21 protein-coding genes and 1 pseudogene are annotated in these 19,690 nt (G+C 65.7%); 6 read left to right on the plus strand and 16 right to left on the minus strand.

What is annotated here, in order from left to right:
* The 3 genes from WA317_RS14060 to WA317_RS14070 all read right to left on the minus strand — a co-directional run.
* Positions 1-1,607: AAA family ATPase (locus tag WA317_RS14060; RefSeq protein WP_425173615.1), on the minus strand; the 1,607-nt coding region annotated here is incomplete at its 3' end.
* 68 nt (positions 1,608-1,675) lie between these two features.
* Positions 1,676-1,957, minus strand: a complete 282-nt coding sequence (locus WA317_RS14065; protein ID WP_425173616.1) for an acylphosphatase — start codon at positions 1,955-1,957, stop codon at positions 1,676-1,678.
* Positions 1,944-2,360, minus strand: a complete 417-nt coding sequence (locus WA317_RS14070; RefSeq protein ID WP_425173617.1) for an OsmC family protein — start codon at positions 2,358-2,360, stop codon at positions 1,944-1,946. Before WA317_RS14070 ends, WA317_RS14065 begins: the two co-directional genes overlap by 14 nt.
* A 95-nt stretch (positions 2,361-2,455) precedes the next feature.
* Here WA317_RS14070 and WA317_RS14075 point away from each other — a divergent pair, with 95 nt between their 5' ends.
* Positions 2,456-3,232 carry a PIG-L deacetylase family protein gene (locus tag WA317_RS14075; RefSeq protein ID WP_425173618.1) on the plus strand — a complete coding sequence of 259 codons (777 nt, stop codon included), beginning with the start codon at positions 2,456-2,458 and terminating at the stop codon, positions 3,230-3,232.
* A 27-nt stretch (positions 3,233-3,259) separates the two neighbouring features.
* Here the strand turns inward: WA317_RS14075 and mutM are convergent, their stop codons facing one another.
* Genes mutM through sepIVA form a run of 4 tightly spaced genes read right to left on the minus strand, consistent with a single transcriptional unit; the run spans position 3,260 to position 6,235 of the window.
* Complete coding sequence (gene mutM, locus WA317_RS14080) at positions 3,260-4,132, minus strand: DNA-formamidopyrimidine glycosylase (RefSeq protein ID WP_425173619.1); 873 nt, start codon at positions 4,130-4,132, stop codon at positions 3,260-3,262.
* A gap of 3 nt (positions 4,133-4,135) precedes the next feature.
* Positions 4,136-4,837 carry a ribonuclease III gene (gene rnc / locus WA317_RS14085; protein WP_425173620.1) on the minus strand — a complete coding sequence of 234 codons (702 nt, stop codon included), beginning with the start codon at positions 4,835-4,837 and terminating at the stop codon, positions 4,136-4,138.
* Positions 4,834-5,439 (minus strand): YceD family protein, encoded by a 606-nt coding sequence (locus tag WA317_RS14090; protein ID WP_425173621.1) that lies wholly within the window; start codon positions 5,437-5,439, stop codon positions 4,834-4,836. The genes rnc and WA317_RS14090 overlap by 4 nt, the downstream gene beginning before the upstream one ends.
* 58 nt (positions 5,440-5,497) lie before the next feature.
* The gene (gene sepIVA / locus WA317_RS14095) at positions 5,498-6,235 is read right to left on the minus strand and encodes a cell division protein SepIVA (RefSeq protein WP_425173622.1); all 738 of its coding nucleotides are present in this window, start codon (positions 6,233-6,235) and stop codon (positions 5,498-5,500) included.
* Positions 6,236-6,518: 283 nt separating this feature from the next.
* Here sepIVA and WA317_RS14100 point away from each other — a divergent pair, with 283 nt between their 5' ends.
* A complete protein-coding gene (locus tag WA317_RS14100; protein WP_425173634.1) occupies positions 6,519-7,700 on the plus strand; it encodes a permease in 1,182 nt (393 codons plus the stop codon).
* A gap of 107 nt (positions 7,701-7,807) precedes the next feature.
* Positions 7,808-9,175, plus strand: a complete 1,368-nt coding sequence (locus tag WA317_RS14105; protein WP_425173623.1) for an HNH endonuclease signature motif containing protein — start codon at positions 7,808-7,810, stop codon at positions 9,173-9,175.
* Here WA317_RS14105 and coaD read toward each other — a convergent pair.
* Both coaD and rsmD read right to left on the minus strand, forming a co-directional pair.
* Positions 9,172-9,657 carry a pantetheine-phosphate adenylyltransferase gene (gene coaD / locus WA317_RS14110; RefSeq protein WP_425173624.1) on the minus strand — a complete coding sequence of 162 codons (486 nt, stop codon included), beginning with the start codon at positions 9,655-9,657 and terminating at the stop codon, positions 9,172-9,174. The genes WA317_RS14105 and coaD overlap by 4 nt on opposite strands.
* Positions 9,658-9,755: 98 nt before the next feature.
* The gene (rsmD, locus tag WA317_RS14115; RefSeq protein WP_425173625.1) at positions 9,756-10,322 is read right to left on the minus strand and encodes a 16S rRNA (guanine(966)-N(2))-methyltransferase RsmD; all 567 of its coding nucleotides are present in this window, start codon (positions 10,320-10,322) and stop codon (positions 9,756-9,758) included.
* An 81-nt stretch (positions 10,323-10,403) separates the two neighbouring features.
* Here rsmD and WA317_RS14120 point away from each other — a divergent pair, with 81 nt between their 5' ends.
* A complete protein-coding gene (locus tag WA317_RS14120) occupies positions 10,404-11,054 on the plus strand; it encodes a DUF1345 domain-containing protein (RefSeq protein WP_425173626.1) in 651 nt (216 codons plus the stop codon).
* Positions 11,055-11,075: 21 nt separating this feature from the next.
* On the opposite strand, the gene WA317_RS14125 is transcribed toward WA317_RS14120, so the two are convergent.
* From WA317_RS14125 to WA317_RS14135, 3 genes are all read right to left on the minus strand, one after another.
* A complete protein-coding gene (locus WA317_RS14125; RefSeq protein ID WP_425173627.1) occupies positions 11,076-11,726 on the minus strand; it encodes a vitamin K epoxide reductase family protein in 651 nt (216 codons plus the stop codon).
* Positions 11,723-12,481 (minus strand): DsbA family protein, encoded by a 759-nt coding sequence (locus WA317_RS14130; RefSeq protein WP_425173628.1) that lies wholly within the window; start codon positions 12,479-12,481, stop codon positions 11,723-11,725. The genes WA317_RS14125 and WA317_RS14130 overlap by 4 nt, the downstream gene beginning before the upstream one ends.
* Before the next feature lie 151 nt (positions 12,482-12,632).
* Positions 12,633-13,751, minus strand: coding sequence for an alpha/beta hydrolase (locus tag WA317_RS14135; RefSeq protein WP_425173629.1), 1,119 nt, complete (start codon positions 13,749-13,751; stop codon positions 12,633-12,635).
* On the opposite strand from WA317_RS14135, the gene WA317_RS14140 reads away from it, so the two are divergent.
* A complete protein-coding gene (locus tag WA317_RS14140; protein WP_425173630.1) occupies positions 13,750-14,583 on the plus strand; it encodes an aldo/keto reductase in 834 nt (277 codons plus the stop codon). The two genes, WA317_RS14135 and WA317_RS14140, sit on opposite strands and share 2 nt — an antisense overlap.
* A gap of 6 nt (positions 14,584-14,589) precedes the next feature.
* A complete protein-coding gene (locus WA317_RS14145; protein ID WP_425173635.1) occupies positions 14,590-15,438 on the plus strand; it encodes an aldo/keto reductase in 849 nt (282 codons plus the stop codon).
* Here WA317_RS14145 and rmuC read toward each other — a convergent pair.
* From rmuC to WA317_RS14165, 4 genes and pseudogenes are all read right to left on the minus strand, one after another.
* Positions 15,435-16,388, minus strand: a complete 954-nt coding sequence (gene rmuC, locus WA317_RS14150) for a DNA recombination protein RmuC (protein ID WP_425173631.1) — start codon at positions 16,386-16,388, stop codon at positions 15,435-15,437. The genes WA317_RS14145 and rmuC overlap by 4 nt on opposite strands.
* A 58-nt stretch (positions 16,389-16,446) precedes the next feature.
* Positions 16,447-17,169 (minus strand): HNH endonuclease family protein, encoded by a 723-nt coding sequence (locus tag WA317_RS14155; RefSeq protein ID WP_425173632.1) that lies wholly within the window; start codon positions 17,167-17,169, stop codon positions 16,447-16,449.
* Positions 17,166-19,397, minus strand: a complete 2,232-nt coding sequence (gene recG, locus WA317_RS14160; protein WP_425173633.1) for an ATP-dependent DNA helicase RecG — start codon at positions 19,395-19,397, stop codon at positions 17,166-17,168. The genes WA317_RS14155 and recG overlap by 4 nt, the downstream gene beginning before the upstream one ends.
* 2 nt (positions 19,398-19,399) lie before the next feature.
* Positions 19,400-19,690 (minus strand): annotated as a pseudogene (locus tag WA317_RS14165) (DAK2 domain-containing protein); the annotation flags it as partial.

The raw sequence follows: 19,690 nt of genomic DNA on the forward strand, positions 1-19,690 counted from the left end.
GCTCCCAGCACCGCCGCCAAGGCCGCCTCGTAGCCCGGACGGACTCTCACCAGGTCCGCGATGGACCCCAGCAGGCCCGGGCCGCGGAGATTTTCACTGAGCCAGGCGGCGCCGTCCTTGCGCTCCAGACTCACCGACAATGCGTCGATGCGGGCCCGCAGTGACGCCACCTCTCGTTCGGCAGCGCGTTCGGCGGACTGCAGTTCGGCAACTCGTTCGTCGGCCAATCGCAACGCGGCCACACTGCGGTCGTGCTGTTCGTCGAGGCCGACCTCGCCTTGGTCGAGCTCGCCGACCCGGCCCTGCACGGTCTCGAATTCCGCCTGCGCCTGCTGTGCGCGGGCCGCGGCTTCCTCGATGCGCTCGGACAGTTTGCTGACCTGAGAGTCGGTCGATTCCACCCGCGCGCGCATCGTCTCAACCTGACCGGCCAACCGCGCCAGCCCTTCTCGTCGGTCGGCCTCCGCACGCACCGCCGCCATGTGGGCTTTCTCGGCCGCTAAGACGCTTCGTTCACGCTCGGCCAGCTCCGCGCGGGCCGATTCCAAGCGGCTGCGGTTTGCGGCCAGTTCGCTCAGCAATTCCAGCTCGGCGGCCGCCACCTGCTCGGCTTCGGCCTCCAACGCCTCGGGGTCCGGGCCGCTGGTAACAGCCGGCTGCACGTCGAGGTGCTGTGCCCGCTCGCTGGCGATACGAACCGTTGCACTCACCCGTTCAGCCAGCGCCGACAATCCGAACCAGGCCTGCTGCGCTGACTCGGCCCGCTCCGACAACGCAGCCAGGGCGGCTTCGTGCGCGGCCAGCTCCTCGGCGGCCACGATCTTGCGCGCATGGATTTCGTCGTGCTCACGGCGCAACTCCGCCTCCGCCGAAGCGGTGCCGGCCAGCTCTGCCTGCCGGTTGACCACGTCATCGGCGGCCAGCCGCAGCCGGGCGTCACGCAGGTCGGCCTGGATGGTCTGGGCCCGTCGGGCCACCTCGGCCTGGCGGCCCAGCGGTTTGAGCTGACGGCGCAGCTCCGTGGTGAGGTCGGTGAGCCGGGCCAGGTTTGCTGACATCGCGTCGATCTTGCGAACTGCTTTTTCCTTGCGCTTCCGGTGCTTGAGCACTCCGGCGGCTTCCTCGATGAACGCCCGGCGGTCTTCCGGCCGCGACTCGAGGATCTCTGAAAGCTTGCCCTGCCCGACGATGACATGCATCTCACGTCCGATGCCGGAGTCACTGAGCAGCTCTTGGACGTCCATCAATCGGCATGTGCTGCCGTTGATTTCGTACTCGCTGGCGCCATCCCGAAACATCCGGCGGGTGATCGAGACCTCGGAGTACTCGATCGGCAGCGCATTGTCGGAGTTGTCGATGGTGACGGTGACCTCAGCGCGGCCCAGCGGCGCCCGCGACGACGTCCCAGCGAAGATGACGTCTTCCATTCTGCCGCCGCGCAGCGTTTTGGCGCCCTGCTCCCCCATCACCCAGGCCAGCGCGTCGACCACGTTCGATTTGCCCGAACCGTTAGGCCCGACCACCGCGGTGATGCCCGGCTCGAAGCGCAGAGTCGTCGGCGAAGCGAAGGACTTGAAGCCCTTCAGCGTCAGACTCTTGAGGTACACGGCCTGCCAGACTACCGCTGTATTGCCCAGCTCCTCCTCGCGCCGCTCCGGCGCGCATCGTCGACCGTCTAGCGCTCGGCGAAGCCGCTGATCGGTTCCCCGGCCGACGACCACTCAGCAATCACATTGTCCACCTGGCCGGGGGTGGTATCGCCTTGCAGGAGCTGCAGCAGCTTGTCGCAACTCTCGCGCGGACCTTGCGCGACGACCAGCACCCGGCCGTCACGCTGGTTGGCGGCGTAACCGGTCAGGCCCAGCTCCAGCGCCCGCGAGCGGGTCCACCAGCGGAAGCCGACGCCCTGCACCCGGCCGTGCACCCACGCCGTCAGCCGGACGTCAGCCATGGCCACGATCGGCGATGTCGAAGGCGACTTCGGCGCCGGACTTGAGGGTTCGCCCGACGGTGCACACCTGGTCGACGGCCCGGTTGACGACGACCCGCAGCCGGGCGGCATCCTTCTCGGTCAGGCCTGACAGATCCAGTTCGAGAGTTTCCCACAGCTGCGGATAGCGCTCCTGATCGCGGTCGGCCGCCCCGGACACTGTCACCATCGCCTGGTAGTCGTCGCCGAGACGCCGGGCCAGTGGGTGGTCGCTGGACATGCCGCTGCACGCGGCGAGCGCGATTTTGAGCAGCTCGCCGGGAGTGAACACACCGTCGACGTCTTCCGAGCCGATCAGCACTCGCGCGCCGCGCGAGCTGTGCCCGGTGTAGCGGCGCGTGCCAGTGCGTTGCACCCACAGTTCCGTCATGGCTTCTTTCTACCGTGTACCGGGCGTGTCTCCGGCCCGCCACGGCCCGACGCCAATCGCGGCCCGACTCGGTCGCGGTAGGCATACTGCTTTGCATGGCCACCGTCGTCGCGTTCCACGCGCATCCGGACGACGAAGTGGTCCTCACCGGCGGCACGCTGGCCCGGGCAGCGGCAGCCGGGCATCGCGTGGTCGTCGTGGTGGCAACCGACGGGCGGGTGCACAACCAAGAGGACGGGATCCGGCTGGCCGAGTTGCGCTCGAGCGCCGCGATTCTCGGAGTAGACCGGGTTGAATGCCTGGGTTACGCCGACAGCGGCTATGGACCGCAGTTCTACCCTGATCCGCCGGGACGCGTCAGATTCGGGCGAGCGGATCCCGATGAGGCGGCACAGCGGTTGGCCGAGATATTGCGCGCGGAAAGCACCGATCTGCTGCTCAGTTATCAGCGCAACGGCGGATACGGCCACCGTGACCATGTGCAAGTGCATCAGGTCGGCAAGCGGGCTGCTGATCTCGCGGCGACGCCTCGAGTGCTCGAAGTGACGATGCCACGCGAAATGCTCGAGCTCACGGCCAGGGTCGCCGGCCTGTTGCGGCTGCCGGCACCGTATGACCGCGAAGTCGTCCGCACTGCGTACGCTCCGCGAGCGACCATCACCCACCGCATCAACGTCTTCGGCTTCGCGCGCCAGAAGCGAGATGCTCTCGCCGCCCACCGCTCCCAGATCGGCAACACCGGCGCCACCGCGCGCCTGTTCGGAATTCTGTTGCGACTTCCCCCGCAAGTGTTCGGTGTGCTGTTCTGCCGCGAGTGGTTCGTCGATCCGGGATCGCCACCGAACAGCTTGCGCCGCAGCATCTTCGACTGACCCCACAGACTGTACAGTCGGCGACGTTTATTTCACCCGAGGCCTCGGCTGGCATCTCGGGCAGTAGAAGGACGAGCGGTTCATGAACTTCTCCCGGTGAATCACCGCGCCGCAGCGTCGACAGGGTTTGCCTTCGCGGCCGTAAACGTCCAACGACCGGTCGAAGTAGCCGGATTGCCCGTTGACGTCGACATACAACGAGTCGAACGACGTGCCGCCTTGCGACAACGCGTTGCGCATCACGTCGGCGGCCGCCTCCAGCACTGCAGTCAACTGGCGGCGGGTCAGGGCGTCGGCGAGCCGGGCACCGTGCACCTTCGCCCGCCACAACGCCTCGTCAGCGTAGATGTTGCCGATTCCGGACACCACGGTTTGGTCCAGCAGCTGACGCTTGATCTCAGAATGCTTGCGGCGCAATACTTTGACGACCGCCTCGGCGTCGTATCGCGGGTCGAGCGGGTCGCGCGCCAGGTGCGCGACGGGCGTCGGTACGACGCTGCCGTCCACGGTCACCAGGTCCGCCAGCAGCCATCCTCCGAACGTCCGTTGATCAACGAAACTGAGGGTGGTCCCATCGTCGAGCAGCGCCGCGATCCGCACGTGGTCGGTGCGCGGCACCTGACCCAGCAGCATCTGCCCGCTCATGCCGAGATGTACGACGAGCGCGGTGTCAGTCCTAGTTTCATCGGACGGCCCGTCGAGGGTGAGCCACAAGTACTTACCGCGGCGGTCGGTGCCGGTGATCCGGGCGCCCAGCAGCCGCGCCGTCAGATCCGCCGGGCCGGCCTCGTGGCGGCGCACAGCGCGCGGATGGTGCACTCGCACTGCGGTGATCGTCTTGCCGGCGACCTGAGCCTGCAAACCGCGCCGCACCACCTCGACTTCGGGTAGTTCGGGCATCGATCAGGCGCTGTCGAGCGCGTCCAGTGCTGTCCAGGCAGCGGCCGCTGCCTGCTGCTCGGCTTCCTTCTTCGATCGGCCGACACCAGACCCGTACTCGGTGTCCATCACGACGACCACCGCGCTGAACACCTTGTCGTGGTCCGGGCCCGCCGAGCTGACGGCGTAGGACGGTGCGCCCAGCCCGCGGGCCGCGGTCAACTCCTGCAGGCTTGTCTTCCAATCCAGCCCGGCGCCGAGGGTTGGCGCGGTGTCGAGTAGCGGACCGAACAGCCGCAGGATCACCTGCCGGGCTGCGTCGATTCCGTGGCGCAGATACACCGCTCCCAGAAGCGATTCCATTCCGTCGGCGAGGATGCTGGACTTGTCGGCTCCGCCGGTGTTGGCTTCACCGCGCCCCAGGAGCAGATGGGCGCCCAAGCCGTCGTCGGTGAGTTGTCGGGCGACATCGGCCAGCGCCTGGGTGTTCACGACACTTGACCGCAGTTTTGCCAGGTCCCCCTCCGACCGGTCGGGGTGACGGTGAAACAGCTCGTCGGTGACAGTAAGTCCCAGCACAGCGTCGCCGAGAAATTCCAGCCGCTCGTTGGTGGGCAGCCCGCCGTTCTCGTAGGCGTAGCTTCGGTGGGTCAACGCCAAGTAGAGCAGGTCGTGGGGCAGGTCGACACCGAGCGCGTCGAGCAGCGCTTGACGCGACCGGGTCACCGCTCGCTCCCCGAGCCGGTGTCTTCCTCCGACCCTGAGTCCGACGCCAACATGCCGGTCAGCTTGGCCCACCGTGGGTCGATCTGCTCGTGGTGATGTCCCGGTTCCGTGGTCGCCAGCTGCACACCGCATTCCGGGCACAGCCCTGGACAGTCCGGCCCGCACAGTGGCGCAAACGGCAGCTCGAGCCCCACGGCGTCGATGATGGGTTGCTCGATATCGAGCGTGTTGTCGACCACCCGCCCGACTTCGTCTTCTTCGGTGGTTGCTTCGGTGATGCTGTCCGGGTAGGCGAACAGCTCCGTCAGCTGCACCTCAACATCGCCGAAGATCGCCGACAGGCACCGGGCGCACTCACCGGTCGTCGGCGCCGCCACCGTCCCGCTCACGAGCACACCCTCGGACACCGACTCGACCCGCAGATCCAGGTCCAGGGGGGCGGCTGGCTGGATTGCGATCAGCTCCACACCGATCCGAGTCGGACTGGGCACCGTCTGGTGCACCTCCAACATCGACCCGGGGCGTCGTCCCAGTCGGGCGACGTTAAGCGTCAGCGGCGATGTCGCAGCTCGCTGCGCCGTAAAGCTGTTGCGCCTGGCCATAGGGCAATCTTACGGCGCGGGCCGCGTGCGGATGCCGCTGCAGAACTGACGGCCGGCTTCAACGGGTCGCGTAGTCGTGCGTACCGGCCGCCGTCCGCAGTTGGTGGCGGCCGCGGCTGACCGAACGCAAGGTGCCGTTCAAATAGTCCTCGAACTCCGCGAGCTTGCCGTCGACGTAGATGTCACATTCACCGCGCAGCCGGTCGGATTCCGCGTGCGCGGAATCGATCAGCCGAGTGGCTTCGGCGGTGGCCGCCTGCACCACTTCGGTCTGCGATACCAGGCGCTGCTGCTCCTTGATGCCCTCTTGCACGGCTTTCTCGTAGGAGATGTTGCCGCTCTCGACCATCCGGTCACATTCGGCCTTGGCGCGGCTGGTGCTCGCCTCGTACTCCCGTTTCGCTGCTGCGGCGATGCGCACCGCCTCTTCGCGTGCCTCGCCTACCATCCGCTCGCTGTGTTGGCGAGCCTCGCCCACCATCCGGTCGGCCTGCGCCTTCGCGTCGGACAGAATCCGGTCGGCCTCGGCGCGGGCGTGGTTCAGCATCGATTCGGATTCGGTCGTCGCCGACGACACCATCGAGTCGGCGTGCGCCTTCGCGTCGTGCAGCATCGAGTCACGGGCGTCAAGCACATCCTGGGCATCATCGAGTTCGCCGGGAATGGCGTCTTTGATGTCGTCGATCAACTCCAGGACGTCGCCGCGGGGCACCACGCAGCCGGCAGTCATCGGCACGCCACGGGCTTCTTCGACTATGGCGCCCAGTTCGTCCAGCGCTTCAAACACTCGATACACGGCAGCACCCTTCCGGCAGTTGTTGTTACCAGTGTGCCCGGTGTTGCCGTTGTGACTGTGCTGCCGATCCGGTGTGTCGGGCATTGGTTGCGAAACGCAGCCTTCGCCACGCGCCTGCAACACTGCCGACATTATGTCGGCTGCCGCGGATTTGCGGCAATCGGAGCCCCGGTTGCCGAGTGCCTAGACTAGTTGATACCCCCGGCGGGTACCCAGCCCGGCGGTGTCACCGACACCATGTAAGGCTTGACGAGCAATTGAGTGGAGGACAGTGAAGGACTTCGTGGCGGGCGTGCTGGGAGCGATCGGCCGGGCATTGGCCTTGGCGGGGTCGATGACGTGGGAAATCCTGTGGGCGCTGATTTTGGGCTTCGTGCTGTCGGCCATGATTCAGGCAGTGGTCCGGCGCTCGACGATCGTCAGCGTGCTGGGCGACGACCGGCCCCGCACCCTGGCTGTCGCCGCGGGACTCGGCGCCGCGTCGTCGTCGTGCTCGTATGCCGCGGTGGCGCTGGCGCGGTCGCTGTTCCGCAAGGGAGCAAACTTCACCGCCGCCATGGCCTTCGAGATCGGCTCCACCAACTTGGTGGTCGAGTTGGGCATCATCCTGGCGTTGCTGCTGGGCTGGCAGTTCACCGTCGCCGAGTTCGTCGGCGGCCCGCTGATGATCGTCGTGCTGGCGGTGTTGTTCCGGCTCTTCGTGCGGTCCAGATTGATCGACGAGGCGCGTCAGCAGGCTGAACGCGGAGTTGCCGGCTCGATGGAAGGCCACGCCGCGATGGACATGTCCGTGCAGGGCGAGGAATCATTTGCGCGGCGGTTGTTTTCCGGTCGAGGCTTCACCTCCGTGTCGCACGTGTTCATGATGGAGTGGACCGCCATCCTGCGCGACCTGGTGTTGGGTCTGTTGATTGCCGGCGCGATCGCGGCATGGGTGCCTCAAACATTCTGGCAGCACTTGTTTTTCGCAGGACACCCGCACTTGTCTGCGCTGTGGGGACCGATCGTGGGTCCGCTGGTGGCGATTGCGTCGTTCGTCTGCTCGATCGGCAATGTGCCGCTGGCCGCGGTGTTGTGGAACGGCGGCATCAGTTTCGGCGGCGTGGTCGCGTTCATTTTCGCCGACCTGCTGATCCTTCCGATCCTCAACATCTACCGCAAGTACTACGGCACCGCGATGACGCTGGCCTTGGTGGGCACCTTCTACGCCGCGATGGTGGTGGCCGGATACCTCGTCGAATTACTATTCGGTGCGGTGGGTTTGGTTCCCACGGCGCGCAGCGCGACCGTCATGCACACCGGAATCTCGTGGAATTACACGACTTGGCTCAACATCATCTTCCTCGTAGTGGCCGCGGCGCTCACCTTCCGTTTCGTCACCACCGGCGGTATGCCGATGTTGCGCATGATGGGCGGTTCTCCCGATGCGGCAGACCATCACGAGCACGGGCACCACTGCCACTAGTACCGTCGCCGGCGAGCAATGCCATCTCTTTGGAATTCTCTGCGTCACTGCGCTTTTGCCTGTGGATAGAAAAGGCTCTTGTCGGCTGGTTGCGATAGTATTAGAACATGCGTTCGAATAGCCGCGATGGGATCGTCGAAGTCTTCGACGCCCTCGACGCTGCCGTTTCCCAAGCGCTGGAACTGTCGATCGACCTATTGACCACCCGCGAATGCCTGGCGCTGCTGGACCGCTGCGAAACCGTACGCCGCCGGCTGCCGGCCGTCGAGCACCAGTTCATAAATAAAGTCGCCGAACAGGCCGACCACGGTGAACTCGGCGGCAAACTGCCGTTTGCGCTCGCCGAGCGGTTACGCATCACCCGCACTGAAGCATCGCGGCGCATCCATGAGGCCGCCGACTTAGGGCCACGCCGGGCGATGACCGGCGAACCGCTGGAACCAGTACTGACCGCCACTGCCCAGGCCCAGCGGGCCGGGCACATTGGATCGGGCCACGTGCGGGTGATCAGGGAATTCCTGCACCAACTGCCCAGTGACGTTGACCTCGAGACCCGCCAGCAGGCCGAAGCGCGGCTGGCGAAGCGGGGCGCCGACTTTCGGCCGGACCAGCTGGGCAAGCTGGCCGACAAGTTGGCTGACTGCATCAACCCTGACGGGAATTTCGCCGACGACGATCGGGTCCGCCGGCGCGGTATCAGCATCGGTAACCAGGGCGCTGACGGGATGAGCCCGATCAACGGATATCTGACCCCGGAGGTCCGCGCCGGGTGGGACGCAGTGCTGGCGAAACTGGCCGGCCTCGGCATGTGCAACCCCGCCGATGCCAGCCCGTGTATCAGCGGCAGTCCGTCGCAGGAGGTCATCGACAACGACACCCGCAGTGCCGGCCAGCGCAACCATGATGCGCTGGGCGCGCTGCTGCGCAACGCCTTGGCCTCCGGCGAGTTGGGTCAGCACAACGGGCTACCGGCCACCATCATCGTGTCCACCACACTGGCCGAGCTGCAATCCGGTTGCGGGAAAGCGATCACCGGCGGGGGCACCTTGCTACCGATGAGTGACGTGATCCGGCTGGCCTCCCATGCGCATCACTACTTGTGCATCTTTGAACAAGGTAAGGCAATCGGCCTCTACCATACGAAACGTCTGGCCTCATCGGGGCAGCGAATAGTGTTGTACGCCAAAGATCGCGGGTGTTCATTCCCGAACTGCGACGTGCCCGGCTACCTTACCGAAGTACACCACGTCACCGACTTCGCAAAGTGCCGGGAGACCAACATCAACTACCTCACGCTGGGCTGCGGGCCGCACCACAAGCTGGTCACATCGGGCGGTTGGACTACCCGCAAACGCAGAGACGGCACCACCGAATGGCTGCCCCCGCCGCATCTCGACCATGGCCAAACGCGCATCAACGGTTTCCATCATCCCGAAAAACTCCTGCGCGACGGCGAGGACGACGACCCCAATTAGTCGCGCTTACGCAGCTTTTCGGCCAGTCGGCGATTCACCGGTTCCGGCAGCAGTTCACTCACGTCACCGCCGAGCAATGCCACTTCTTTGGCCAGCGACGACGAGACGAAGGAATAGCGCGGAGTGGTGGCCACGAAGAACGTGTCGACACCGGCGATGTGCTTGTTCATCTGAGCCATCTGCAACTCGTATTCGAAATCCGTGCCGGTGCGCAGGCCTTTGATGATGGCGGTCAGGCCGCGGGCCCGCACGAAGTCGACCACCAGACCGGAGCCGGACTCCACCTGCAGGTTGGGCAGGTGCGTCGTCGACTCGTTGATCATCGCGATCCGCTCATCGATGTCGAACATGCCCCGCTTTTTCGGGTTGACCAGGATCGCGACGATCACCTCGTCGAATTGGGCGGCGGCGCGTTCGAAGATGTCGACGTGCCCCAGCGTCACCGGATCGAACGATCCCGGGCACACCGCTCCGCTGGTCATTCGCGTCGCTCTTCCCCCGCAAGCGGGAGGTGCCCCCACCTCATCACTCCGAGTATTGCGTCGGCGGCGGTCATGACCGATGACGGTAGCAGCACGTCTTATACCGAAGGGCGCTCTAATTCGGCGAGTTCCACGCGGGTGTCGCCGTAGACCCGCGGCTGCCACGGCGACCAACCGGCCGGCCACTTCAACGGTGCACCTGCGCGGGCCCGCTCGACCGCGACGACCGTGCCGGCGCCGGCCCACCCGCGTCCGGACAACGCCGCCAGCACAGCCTCGATCTCAGCCGCGGGCAGGTCGTAGGGCGGGTCTGCGAGCACCAGGTCCACCGGCGACTCCGACTCCGCCGACAGCACGGCCGCCACGGTGCCGCGCCGCAGCGTCGCACCCAGCAGGCCCACGGTCGCGATGTTTCGGGTCAATACGGCTGCCACCCGCTGATCGGACTCGACGAACATCGCCGACGCGGCGCCGCGCGACAGTGCCTCGAGCCCTAGTGCACCGGAGCCGGCGTACAGATCGAGCACTGAGATTCCGCGCAGAGCAATCCGCGCGGTCAAGATGTTGAACAACGATTCGCGGACCCGGTCGGTGGTCGGTCGGGTGCCGCTCGGCGGCACAACCAGACGGCGACCTCCGGCGGCCCCGGCGATGATCCGCGTCAACCGACCTCCATTCGGGATGACGGTATCAATCCGGCCGCGGTGTTCCACGACGTCAGCGCGCCGGCGTGCTTAACTCTGCCCATGAAGGCTCCCGCGCTCCTGCACGGGCGTAGTCCGGCTGCGGTCCGGATCGGCGCGATTGCGGTTTTCGGGGTCGGTGCCGCGGCTATCGTCGGCCTCACCGCGGGATGGCAGTACGCCCCACCGACGGGGTGGATCGCCGCCGCCATCGCCTACCTCGGGTGGACGTGGGCGCTGATCGGGCCGATGAATTCCGACGCGACGGCATCGCTTGCCCTGCACGTAGATCCGACGCGGCCGCTGGCCGATTCGGTCGTCATGCTGGCCAGTTTCGGCAGCCTGGCCGGTGTCGGTTACCTGCTCATCGCCACGAAGGTTCACGACGCCGTGGCCGGTGTGGTCGGGATCCTCAGCGTGGTCGCCTCCTGGCTGGTGGTGCACACCGTCTTCACGCTGCGCTATGCGGCGCACTACTACACCGAGCCAGTCGGCGGTGTGGACTTCAACCAGGACGACCTGCCCAGCTTCGCTGACTTCGCCTACGTGGCCTTCACCATCGGCATGGCCTACGCCGTTTCCGACACCCGGTTGCAGAGCCGGGCGATCCGGATCACCGCACTACGCCAGGCGTTGCTGTCTTATCTGCTGGGAGCGGTGATCCTGGCGATCACCGTCGGTTTGATCGGCGACTTGAGCAACATCAACGGGTGACTGGCCGCCCGGGCAGCGCCGCTACAACAGCGTCGACCAGTAGTTCCAGAACCTCGTCAAAATCACCAGGAACACCGCAGTGAACCAGAGCGCCGCCAGCGACCACCGCCACTGGTAGACCGCACGCGTGGCCGCGTGTCTGTGACTGTCGTTCACCGGTAGCAGCGCGATCGAGGCGACGACGACCAGCAGCGAGATCGTCAACACCCAAACCACCATGCAGTAGGGGCACAGCGCCCCGATGCGGTACAGGCTCTGATAGATCAGCCAATGCACGAACGCGGCGCCGAGCAGTGTGCCGACGGCTGTCCCCACCCAATACCACCGGGGCAGAACAACTTTCGACACGGCTAGTACACCGGTGACCGTGATCACGGTGAACGCGGCGATGCCGATCAGCGAGTTCGGGAAACCCAGCACCGACGCCTGCGCGGTGGCCATCACCGAGCCGCACGACAGCACCGGATTGATGTTGCAGGACGGCGCATACGACGAGTCGGTGAGCAGCCGGATCTTCTCCACCGTCAACGTAACCGACGCGACGAGACCGATCACCCCGGCGATCAGCACCCACCACGCGCTGAGCACCGGGACAGAAACACCCGGCCGAGGCGCTACCACGTCGACGGCGGGCTCGTTCGGTTGCGCGGACACGGACGAGGTGAGCGTCATGGCGTGGGCGGCGCCGCGGCGGTGTCGAGGCCCGGCACATCGCCGACGATCTGCTTGATCACCGCCACCAGCCCCTGCGGCGTCGACGGACGCCAGTCCTTGCCGTTGATCCGGATCGTCGGAGTCCCGCGAATCTTCTGCGAGGACGCCAAGCCGTCGACCAACGGCAGGTATCTGTCGCTATTGATGCATTCCGGCACCCTGCCCGCGACACCGGCTTCCCGGGCCAACTCGATCAACCGGGCGTTGTCGGGAAACTTCGGCCCCTGCTCGTCAGGCTGAATGCCTCTGGTGTAAAGCGCGCTGTGGAAACGACGAAACGCGTCGATCGACTGGTCGGCGACGCAATAGGCCGCCGCGGCCGCGCGTGAAGAGTAGTCGTCGTTCTGCGGGCTGCTCAAGAATCCGAGCATGTAATAGTCCGCGGCGATGGCACCACTGTTGATGAGGTTCGACACCGTAGCGCCGAAGGTCCGCTCGAAGTTTCCGCAGGCCGGGCACAAGAAGTCCTCGTAGAACGACACCACAGCCTTCGGGTCTTTACTGCCCTCTTTGGTGACCAGCTTGCCCGAGGTGACCCGAACCGCTCGAGGGGCCGTGGAGCCTTTGTCACTGTGCGTCATCACGATGTAGAGCACCAAGCCGACCGCAAACAGCACCACGATCGCGGTGAGCCCGATTTGGACCAGCAGGTTGCGCCTGCGGTCGGCGGCCTTCAGGTCGTAGCGCGCGGGGCGTTTCGGTTTATTGGCCACGGCTCGGCTGATCCTCTTCATCAGATTGTCGGATTGTCGGCTTCGTTCGCTGCTCAAGCGCCTCTAGAGTACCGGCGAAGCGTTCCGGCGGGTTCGCCCGCCGACGACGCGTAGCCGCCAACTCGATGCAGCTGGCGTCAGGCGGCAGGATCTAGACGCGACTGAGGTGAGCGCGTAGTGCCGAGACCAGCTCAGTCGTCGCGACGGCACTGCCACCACCCAGCGGAAACAGATTCGCGAAGCCGTGGGTCAGCGACCTCATCAAGCGGAAGTCGACCTCGTTTCCGGCAGCGCGCAGTGCTTCGGCGTAACGCTCGCCCTCGTCGCGCAACGGGTCGAAACCCGCCACGGTGATCAGCGCCGGCGGAAGTCCGGCCAGGCTGTCGGCCAGCAGCGGCGACACCCGCGGGTCGGTCGGCTCGATCTCTGATTCGCCCAGGTATGTCGCTTCGAACCAGTCAATGTCGTGTTTGGTGAGCAAGAAGCCGTCGGCGAACAGGGTGAGGGACCTGGTGTGTGCCGTGAAGTCCGTGCGCGGGTAGATGAGCCACTGCAGCACTGGTGCCGGACCGCCCTCGGCGCGGACCAACTGCGACACGACCGCCGCCAAATTGCCGCCCGCACTGTCACCGCCGATCGCGACCTTGCCCGGGATCGCGCCCAGATCGGCGGCATGCCGCTGGGCCCATCGATACGCCGCATAGGCGTCGTCGAGCCCGGCGGGAGCCGGATGCTCCGGCGCCAGTCGGTAGTCGATCGCCAACAGATGGATGTCGGCGTCGCGACAGGTCAGTCGGCAGAGCGCGTCGTAGGTGTCCAGGTCTCCTATCACCCAGCCACCGCCGTGGAGGAACACCAGCAGCGGCGTCGGTTCCGGGTTGGCCGGTCGGTAATGCCGTGCTGCAATGTCGCCTGCCGGTCCGGGTATCGACACATCGCTGACTCCGACGTGGATCAGTGGGCCGCCGAGGGCCTGGCACATCTGGCGCATCCGAGTGCGGGACCTGGCGGGGTCATCGTCGACGGACAAACCGTTGACACCGAGTGCGCGCTGCCCCGCCAGCATCAGCCGCAGTGTGGGGTCCAGCGTGTTTCCGTCGATCGTGACCGACCGTCCGCCGGCGAGCAGGCGCTGCGCGCCGGTCGGCAGCCAGGGAATGACTTTGACGCCGACGGCAGCGGCTCTGGTCTGCAGCCGAGGGGACAGTCGAATGGGGGCTCGTACCGCTTTAAGGTTGCGGTCAGGCGCGCCTGGCAGACTTCTCGTCATGGCAGCTCCCTCGATCACGCTCAACGACGGTAATTCGATCCCCGCCCTGGGGTTCGGCGTCTTCCAGATTCAACCCGAGGACGTCGGGCGCGCCGTCGGCGCCGCGCTGCAGGCCGGTTACCGGCACATCGACACCGCGGCGGCTTACCAGAACGAACGCGAGACCGGGCGAGCAGTGGCCGACTCCGGCATACCGCGCGACCAACTGTACGTGGTCACCAAATTGTGGAATGCCGATCAGGGCTACGACAGCACGCTTAAGGCGTTCGACGCCAGTATGAACAGGCTGGGTCTGGAATACCTCGATCTGTATCTGATTCATTGGCCGCTGCCGGCCCGCAATCTGTTCGTCGACACTTTCAAGGCGTTCGCGCACCTGCGCGACCAGGGCAGAATACGGTCGATCGGGGTGAGCAATTTCGAGGCTGAGCACCTCAAAGCGGTCATCGACGCGACCGGCATCGTGCCCGCCGTCAACCAGATCGAGCTGCATCCGCAGCTGCCGCAGACTGAGCTGCGGGAGGTCCACGCAGAACTGGGTGTGGCCACCGAGGCGTGGGGACCGCTCGGGCAGGGTTCGTTGCTCAACCACCCCACCATCACCGCGGCCGCCGAAGATTGTGACCGGACACCCGCGCAGGTGTTGATCAAATGGCACCTGCAACTCGGTAATATCGTGATTCCCAAGTCGGTGAACCCCGAACGGATTGTGAGCAATTTCGACGTGTTCGACTTCGAGCTCAGTCAAGATGAGATGGCGTTGATTTCCTCGCTCGATGACGGGACCCGTCTTGGTGCTGATCCACGAACCTTCGATTTCATAGGCAGGTGAATGACGTTGACCGGCGAGTCGGGGGCCTCCTCCGTCCCAGCTTTGGCACTCAATGACGAGAACACGTTGCCGGTCCTCGGCCTCGGTGTCGCGGAGTTGAACGACGACGAGACCGAACGCGCGGTGTCCGCCGCGCTCGAGATAGGCATCCGGCTTATCGACACTGCAGCGGTATACGGGAACGAGGCCGCGGTCGGACGCGCGATCGCGGCTTCGGGCATCGCTCGCGCCGAGCTGTTCGTCACCACCAAGCTGGCCACCGCCGACCAGGGTTTCAACACCGCGCCGGACGCATGCAAGGCGAGCCTGGATCGGCTCGGGCTGGATTACGTCGACCTCTACCTGATTCACTGGCCGGCCCCGCAACGAGGTAAGTACGTGGACGCTTTCGGCGGTCTGATCCAGTCCCGAGGCAACGGAGAAGCCCGCTCGATCGGAGTATCCAACTTCACCGAGGAGCATCTGACGACGGTCATCGACCTGACGTTCGTCACGCCCGCGGTGAATCAGATCGAGCTGCACCCGCTGCTCAACCAAGCTGAGCTCCGCAACGCCAACGCCTCACACAACATCGCCACCCAGGCTTACAGTCCGCTGGCCCTCGGGCGACTGCTGGACAACCCGACGGTGACATCCATTGCCGGCGAATACGGCAAGACGCCCGCACAGGTGCTGATCCGCTGGAACATTCAGCTTGGCGATTCGGTCATCTTCCGTTCCGGCAAGCCCGAGCGCATCGCAAGCAACTTCGACGTCTTCGACTTCGAACTGGCCGCCGAGCATGTCGACGCGCTCAACGGGCTCAACGACGGCACCCGGCTGCGGGAAGATCCGCTGACCTACACCGGCGCCTAGTTTTCGGCGCCGATCGACTTAGCCCGCGGGGCCATGATGGCGCCGTCAAGGTGCGGGCCGTCACCATCGTCAGCGAATGCCATCTCAGCCACGACCTCGACTGCCGGTGGTGCGGGCAGTTCACCGGTGAGCCCCGCGACGATGCCCAGCGACGCAGCCGATCCGCGCACGCCGTCGGCGTACCGTGACACGTGGCTCAGCGCTTTGGAGAGATTGACCAGATGCGTGTTGGCCACCCGCAGCCGCTCGATCAACTGCCGGGTGTTCTGGTACACCAGCCTCGCACTGCCCTTGGACTGCTCGATACTTTCCAGTAGGTCACCCGACAACGACGCCAGACGGGCCGATCGGACCAGGATCAGGAACCCGGTCGGCCCAACCAGATAAACGTTCAGCCGACGCAGTTCACTGAACAGACGAGGATCGGCGTCAAGCGCGGCGACGGCTATCGCGTCCAGCGGAACGAAGAGGACGGTGCCGCCGATACCGTCGGCGCCGGACACGTAATTCCTCGCGCTGACCTCCAAAGCGTGTTCTCGCACGCGTCGGGCCAGAGCAGTCAACTGGCGCTGACGTTCTTCCCGGTCACGCGTTTCGGCGGCTTTCCAGTAATTGTCGACCGCGCATTTCGCGTCGACCGGAACAGGTCCGCTGTCCAGCGAAAGCACCAGATCGGGCCGCTTGCCCGAAGCCAACGTCGGTTGGATCTCGAAATGTACGCCGTCTCGAAGGCCGCAGGCCCGCGCCGCCTCGTACAGCACCTCCTGGCCGAGTTCGCCGCGGTGCTGAATGGAGGCGAATGTTTCGCGATACCGGCGCAAGTCGCGGACATCGTTCTCCCGAGCCGAAAGCTGCGCGCGGACCACGCGGGATTCCGTTCGATGGTGCACGGCCAGCGCCGTCAAAGCGATGACAGCGCCGAAAAGACCAAGGACCAGCAGACTGCTCACACCGAAGTGTGTAACACGCGGCACCGACAGATTCGGTCAGCCGACGCGCCGGGCCGGCTCAGCTTGTCGGGCAACTCGCGGTGGCCAGCCGCAACACCGGCACCGATGACGCATTCACCGGAAGCTGGTAGCCCCGCAGGACGGCGATGAATTGCATTGCGTACTGGCAGTGGAACGCACCGTTGGGCGGCATCCACAGCGCAGGTTCCGAGTCACCTTTGTCCTGATTGGCCTCGCCCTCCACCGCCAGGAGGTTGGCCGGATCATTGGCGAAGCGCAGCCGCTGAGCTGACGGCCAGTCGTATGCGCCCATATCCCACGCCAGCGCCAGCGGCACGATGTGATCGATCTGCACCGCTTCGCCAACCTTGGCGCCACGCTGGAAGGCGATCGTGGTGCTGGTGTAAGGGTCGTGCAGTGTGCCGGTGGCAACCGCATCCGGGCAACGTTTGATCGCCACATACGTTTTGTCGACGAGGTCGCGGTCGAGGATGTCGTCACGGGTGTCGCAGCCGTTGTGTCCGCCGGGTGCGTCGTTGTCATCGGTCCACGCGTCGCCGAACGCCGCGCGCCGATAGTCGTAACGCCGAATCCGGGTCGGCACCACAGTGATTCCGGCCAGCACATCAGTACCCGGCTGAACGGTCGGGACGTCACCGCGCGCGACGAACTCTCGCGAACGTTCGCCCGCCGACGAGGTCACCACCTGGTAGGCGACGATCATCGCCAGCGCGGCGACCGCCGACAGCCACAGCAACACTTTGCGGTTGCCGGAGGTCATGACTTGTCCAGGTATTCAAGGCGGTCGCTGCCGGTGAACGACGCCGCCAGCAGCGCCAGTCCAGGGTGCTCGGGATCTTCGTCGTAGGCCTGCTCACAGAATTGCCGCGCCGTCTCGATGACGTGGCGGTGGTCGGCCAGCGACAACAGCTGCAAGGTGAAAGACCTGCCAGATTGGTGACGGCCCAACACATCTCCTTCTCGGCGTTCTCTCAGGTCCAGGTCGGCCAATTCGAAGCCGTCGAGCGTGTCGGCGACAGCCTTCAGTCGTCGACCCGCTGCCGAGTCCGGCGATACCCCACTGGCCAGCAGACACACGCTCGGGTGCACGCCGCGACCGATGCGTCCACGCAGCTGGTGCAACTGGCTGATGCCGAAGCGGTCGGCGTCCATGACGAGCATCACCGTCGCGTTCGGAACATCGACTCCGACTTCGATGACGGTCGTGCATACCAGCACATGGATCTGGCCGTCGCGGAACGCCGCCATCACTGCGTCCTTCTGCTCGGCGGCCAGCCGCCCGTGCATGAGACCCAGCCGCAGTCCGGCCAACTCCTGGCGGCTCAGCCGGGCGTAGAGCTCTTCGGCTGTGGCCGAGGGCCGTCCGTTTTCTTCGGTTCGTCCGTTTTTCTTGTCTTCGCCGTCGGCGTCGTCGATGCGGGGCGCCACCACATAGGCTTGGCGTCCCTCGGACACTTCCTCGACGATGCGCTGCCAGGCGCGTTCCAGCCAGGCCGGCTTGTCCTTGATGAAGATCGCGGTGGTGCTGATGGGCTGCCGGCCGCGCGGAAGTTCGCGCAGCGTCGAGGTTTCCAGGTCGCCGTACACCGTGAGCGCCACAGTGCGTGGGATCGGCGTTGCGGTCATCACCAGCAGGTGAGGGGTGATGCCCGCAGGCGCTTTGGCGCGCAACTGATCACGCTGCTCGACGCCGAACCGGTGCTGCTCGTCGACCACCACCATGCCCAGGCGGTGAAACTGCACAGCGTCATGCAGCAGCGCATGAGTTCCGACGATGATGCCGATCTGGTCGCCGGCGATCTCGGCGCGGACCTGCTTCTTCTGCGCAGCAGACATCGAGCCGGTGAGCAGGGCGACCCGGGTGGAATAGTCCAAACCGCCGAATTGCCCACCCAGCGCCAGCGGACCCAGCACCGAACTGATCGATCGAAGATGTTGTCCGGCAAGGACTTCAGTCGGCGCCAGCAGAGCGCACTGGTAGCCGGCGTCGACCATCTGCAACATCGCCAACACGGCGACGATGGTCTTGCCCGAGCCCACCTCGCCTTGCAACAGCCGGTTCATCGGCCGCGTCGCCGCCAGTTCGGCGGAGAACACCTCCAGCACGTCCCGCTGTCCGGCGGTCAACTCGAACGGCAACTCCTGCAACAGCTGTCGCGCCAACCCGTCAGCGCGCGGCGGCGCTGCCGGTCCGGACTGCGACAACTCGCCGTGGCGGCGACGCACCAGCGCCCACTGCAAGCCGACGGCTTCGTCGAAGGTGAGCCGCTCGCGGGCGCGGCGGCGTTCGGTTTCGCTTTCGGCAAGATGAATGGCGCGCAACGCCTGGTCCTCGGAGATCAACCCGTGCTCTTCGATCAAGTCGGCGGGCAGCGGATCCGCCACCGGGTCCAGCACCTCGAGCACCTGCCGCACGCAGGCGAAGATGTCCCAGCTCTGCAGCTTGGTGCTGGCTGGGTAGATCGGGTAGAAGCGACGTTCGAACGCGTCGAGCAGCACCTCCCCGCTGACCGCGCGTGAGGCGTCGGCGATGCTGCGCAGCGAGTTGCTGCCGCGAGCCTTTCCGTCCGCCGAGTCCAGGATGAGAAACGCCGGATGCGTCAGTTGCATGGCGCCGCGGAAGAAGCCGACCTCCCCGGACAACATGACCCGGGTGCCTTCGGTCAGCCCTCTTTTGATGACGCGCGGGTTGAAGAACGTGGCGGTGACCTGGCCGCGCCCCAAGCCGAGGGTCACGATCAACAGTTTGTCCCTGGGCCGCTTTTTGATCGGTCGTTCCACCACGCTGGTGATGGTGTCGACGACGGTGATGTGCTCACCTTCTTGAGGCCGCTCGTCGCCGGCGCCCCGCACTGCCGCGCCCTCGGTGTAACTGCGCGGGTAGTGCCGCAGCAGATCGTCGACGGTCCGGATACCGAAGATCTCGTCGAGGGACTCGGCGGCTTTCGCGCCGATGAGGTAGTCGAGCCGGTCGCCGAGCGCCGCCACGGCTACTCAACCCCGATCAGCAGCGCGTCACCGCGATGTTCGGTGTCGTAGATGACCAACTCGGTGCCGGGATGCCGATCGTGCACATGCCCTTTCAGGACCTTCTCGACGGGCGAGTCGACGGCCGCATCGGGCCCGCGGGCCTGCGCGCCGACCAGCACCGTCACCAGCTCCCCACCTGCGGCAAGGAACAAGTCGAGCAGCCCGATCGCCGCCGAGGCGACGTCGGGGGCAACGATCACCACCTCGTCGCCCGCGATGCCCAGTCCGTCACCGGGCTGGCAGGGCCCGGC

The sequence above is a fragment of the Mycobacterium sp. genome (genome assembly GCF_049802695.1).
Lineage (GTDB): Bacteria > Actinomycetota > Actinomycetes > Mycobacteriales > Mycobacteriaceae > Mycobacterium.

Bases quoted from the DNA above. Each gene is read 5' to 3' on its own strand.
- WA317_RS14070 (WP_425173617.1), bottom strand. From the start codon at position 2,360: ATGACGGAACTGTGGGTGCAACGCACTGGCACGCGCCGCTACACCGGG.
- WA317_RS14075 (WP_425173618.1), top strand. From the start codon at position 2,456: ATGGCCACCGTCGTCGCGTTCCACGCGCATCCGGACGACGAAGTGGTC.
- mutM (WP_425173619.1), bottom strand. From the start codon at position 4,132: ATGCCCGAACTACCCGAAGTCGAGGTGGTGCGGCGCGGTTTGCAGGCT.
- WA317_RS14090 (WP_425173621.1), bottom strand. From the start codon at position 5,439: ATGGCCAGGCGCAACAGCTTTACGGCGCAGCGAGCTGCGACATCGCCG.
- WA317_RS14105 (WP_425173623.1), top strand. From the start codon at position 7,808: ATGCGTTCGAATAGCCGCGATGGGATCGTCGAAGTCTTCGACGCCCTC.
- coaD (WP_425173624.1), bottom strand. From the start codon at position 9,657: ATGACCAGCGGAGCGGTGTGCCCGGGATCGTTCGATCCGGTGACGCTG.
- WA317_RS14120 (WP_425173626.1), top strand. From the start codon at position 10,404: ATGAAGGCTCCCGCGCTCCTGCACGGGCGTAGTCCGGCTGCGGTCCGG.
- WA317_RS14125 (WP_425173627.1), bottom strand. From the start codon at position 11,726: ATGACGCTCACCTCGTCCGTGTCCGCGCAACCGAACGAGCCCGCCGTC.
- WA317_RS14140 (WP_425173630.1), top strand. From the start codon at position 13,750: ATGGCAGCTCCCTCGATCACGCTCAACGACGGTAATTCGATCCCCGCC.
- WA317_RS14135 (WP_425173629.1), bottom strand. From the start codon at position 13,751: ATGACGAGAAGTCTGCCAGGCGCGCCTGACCGCAACCTTAAAGCGGTA.
- WA317_RS14155 (WP_425173632.1), bottom strand. From the start codon at position 17,169: ATGACCTCCGGCAACCGCAAAGTGTTGCTGTGGCTGTCGGCGGTCGCC.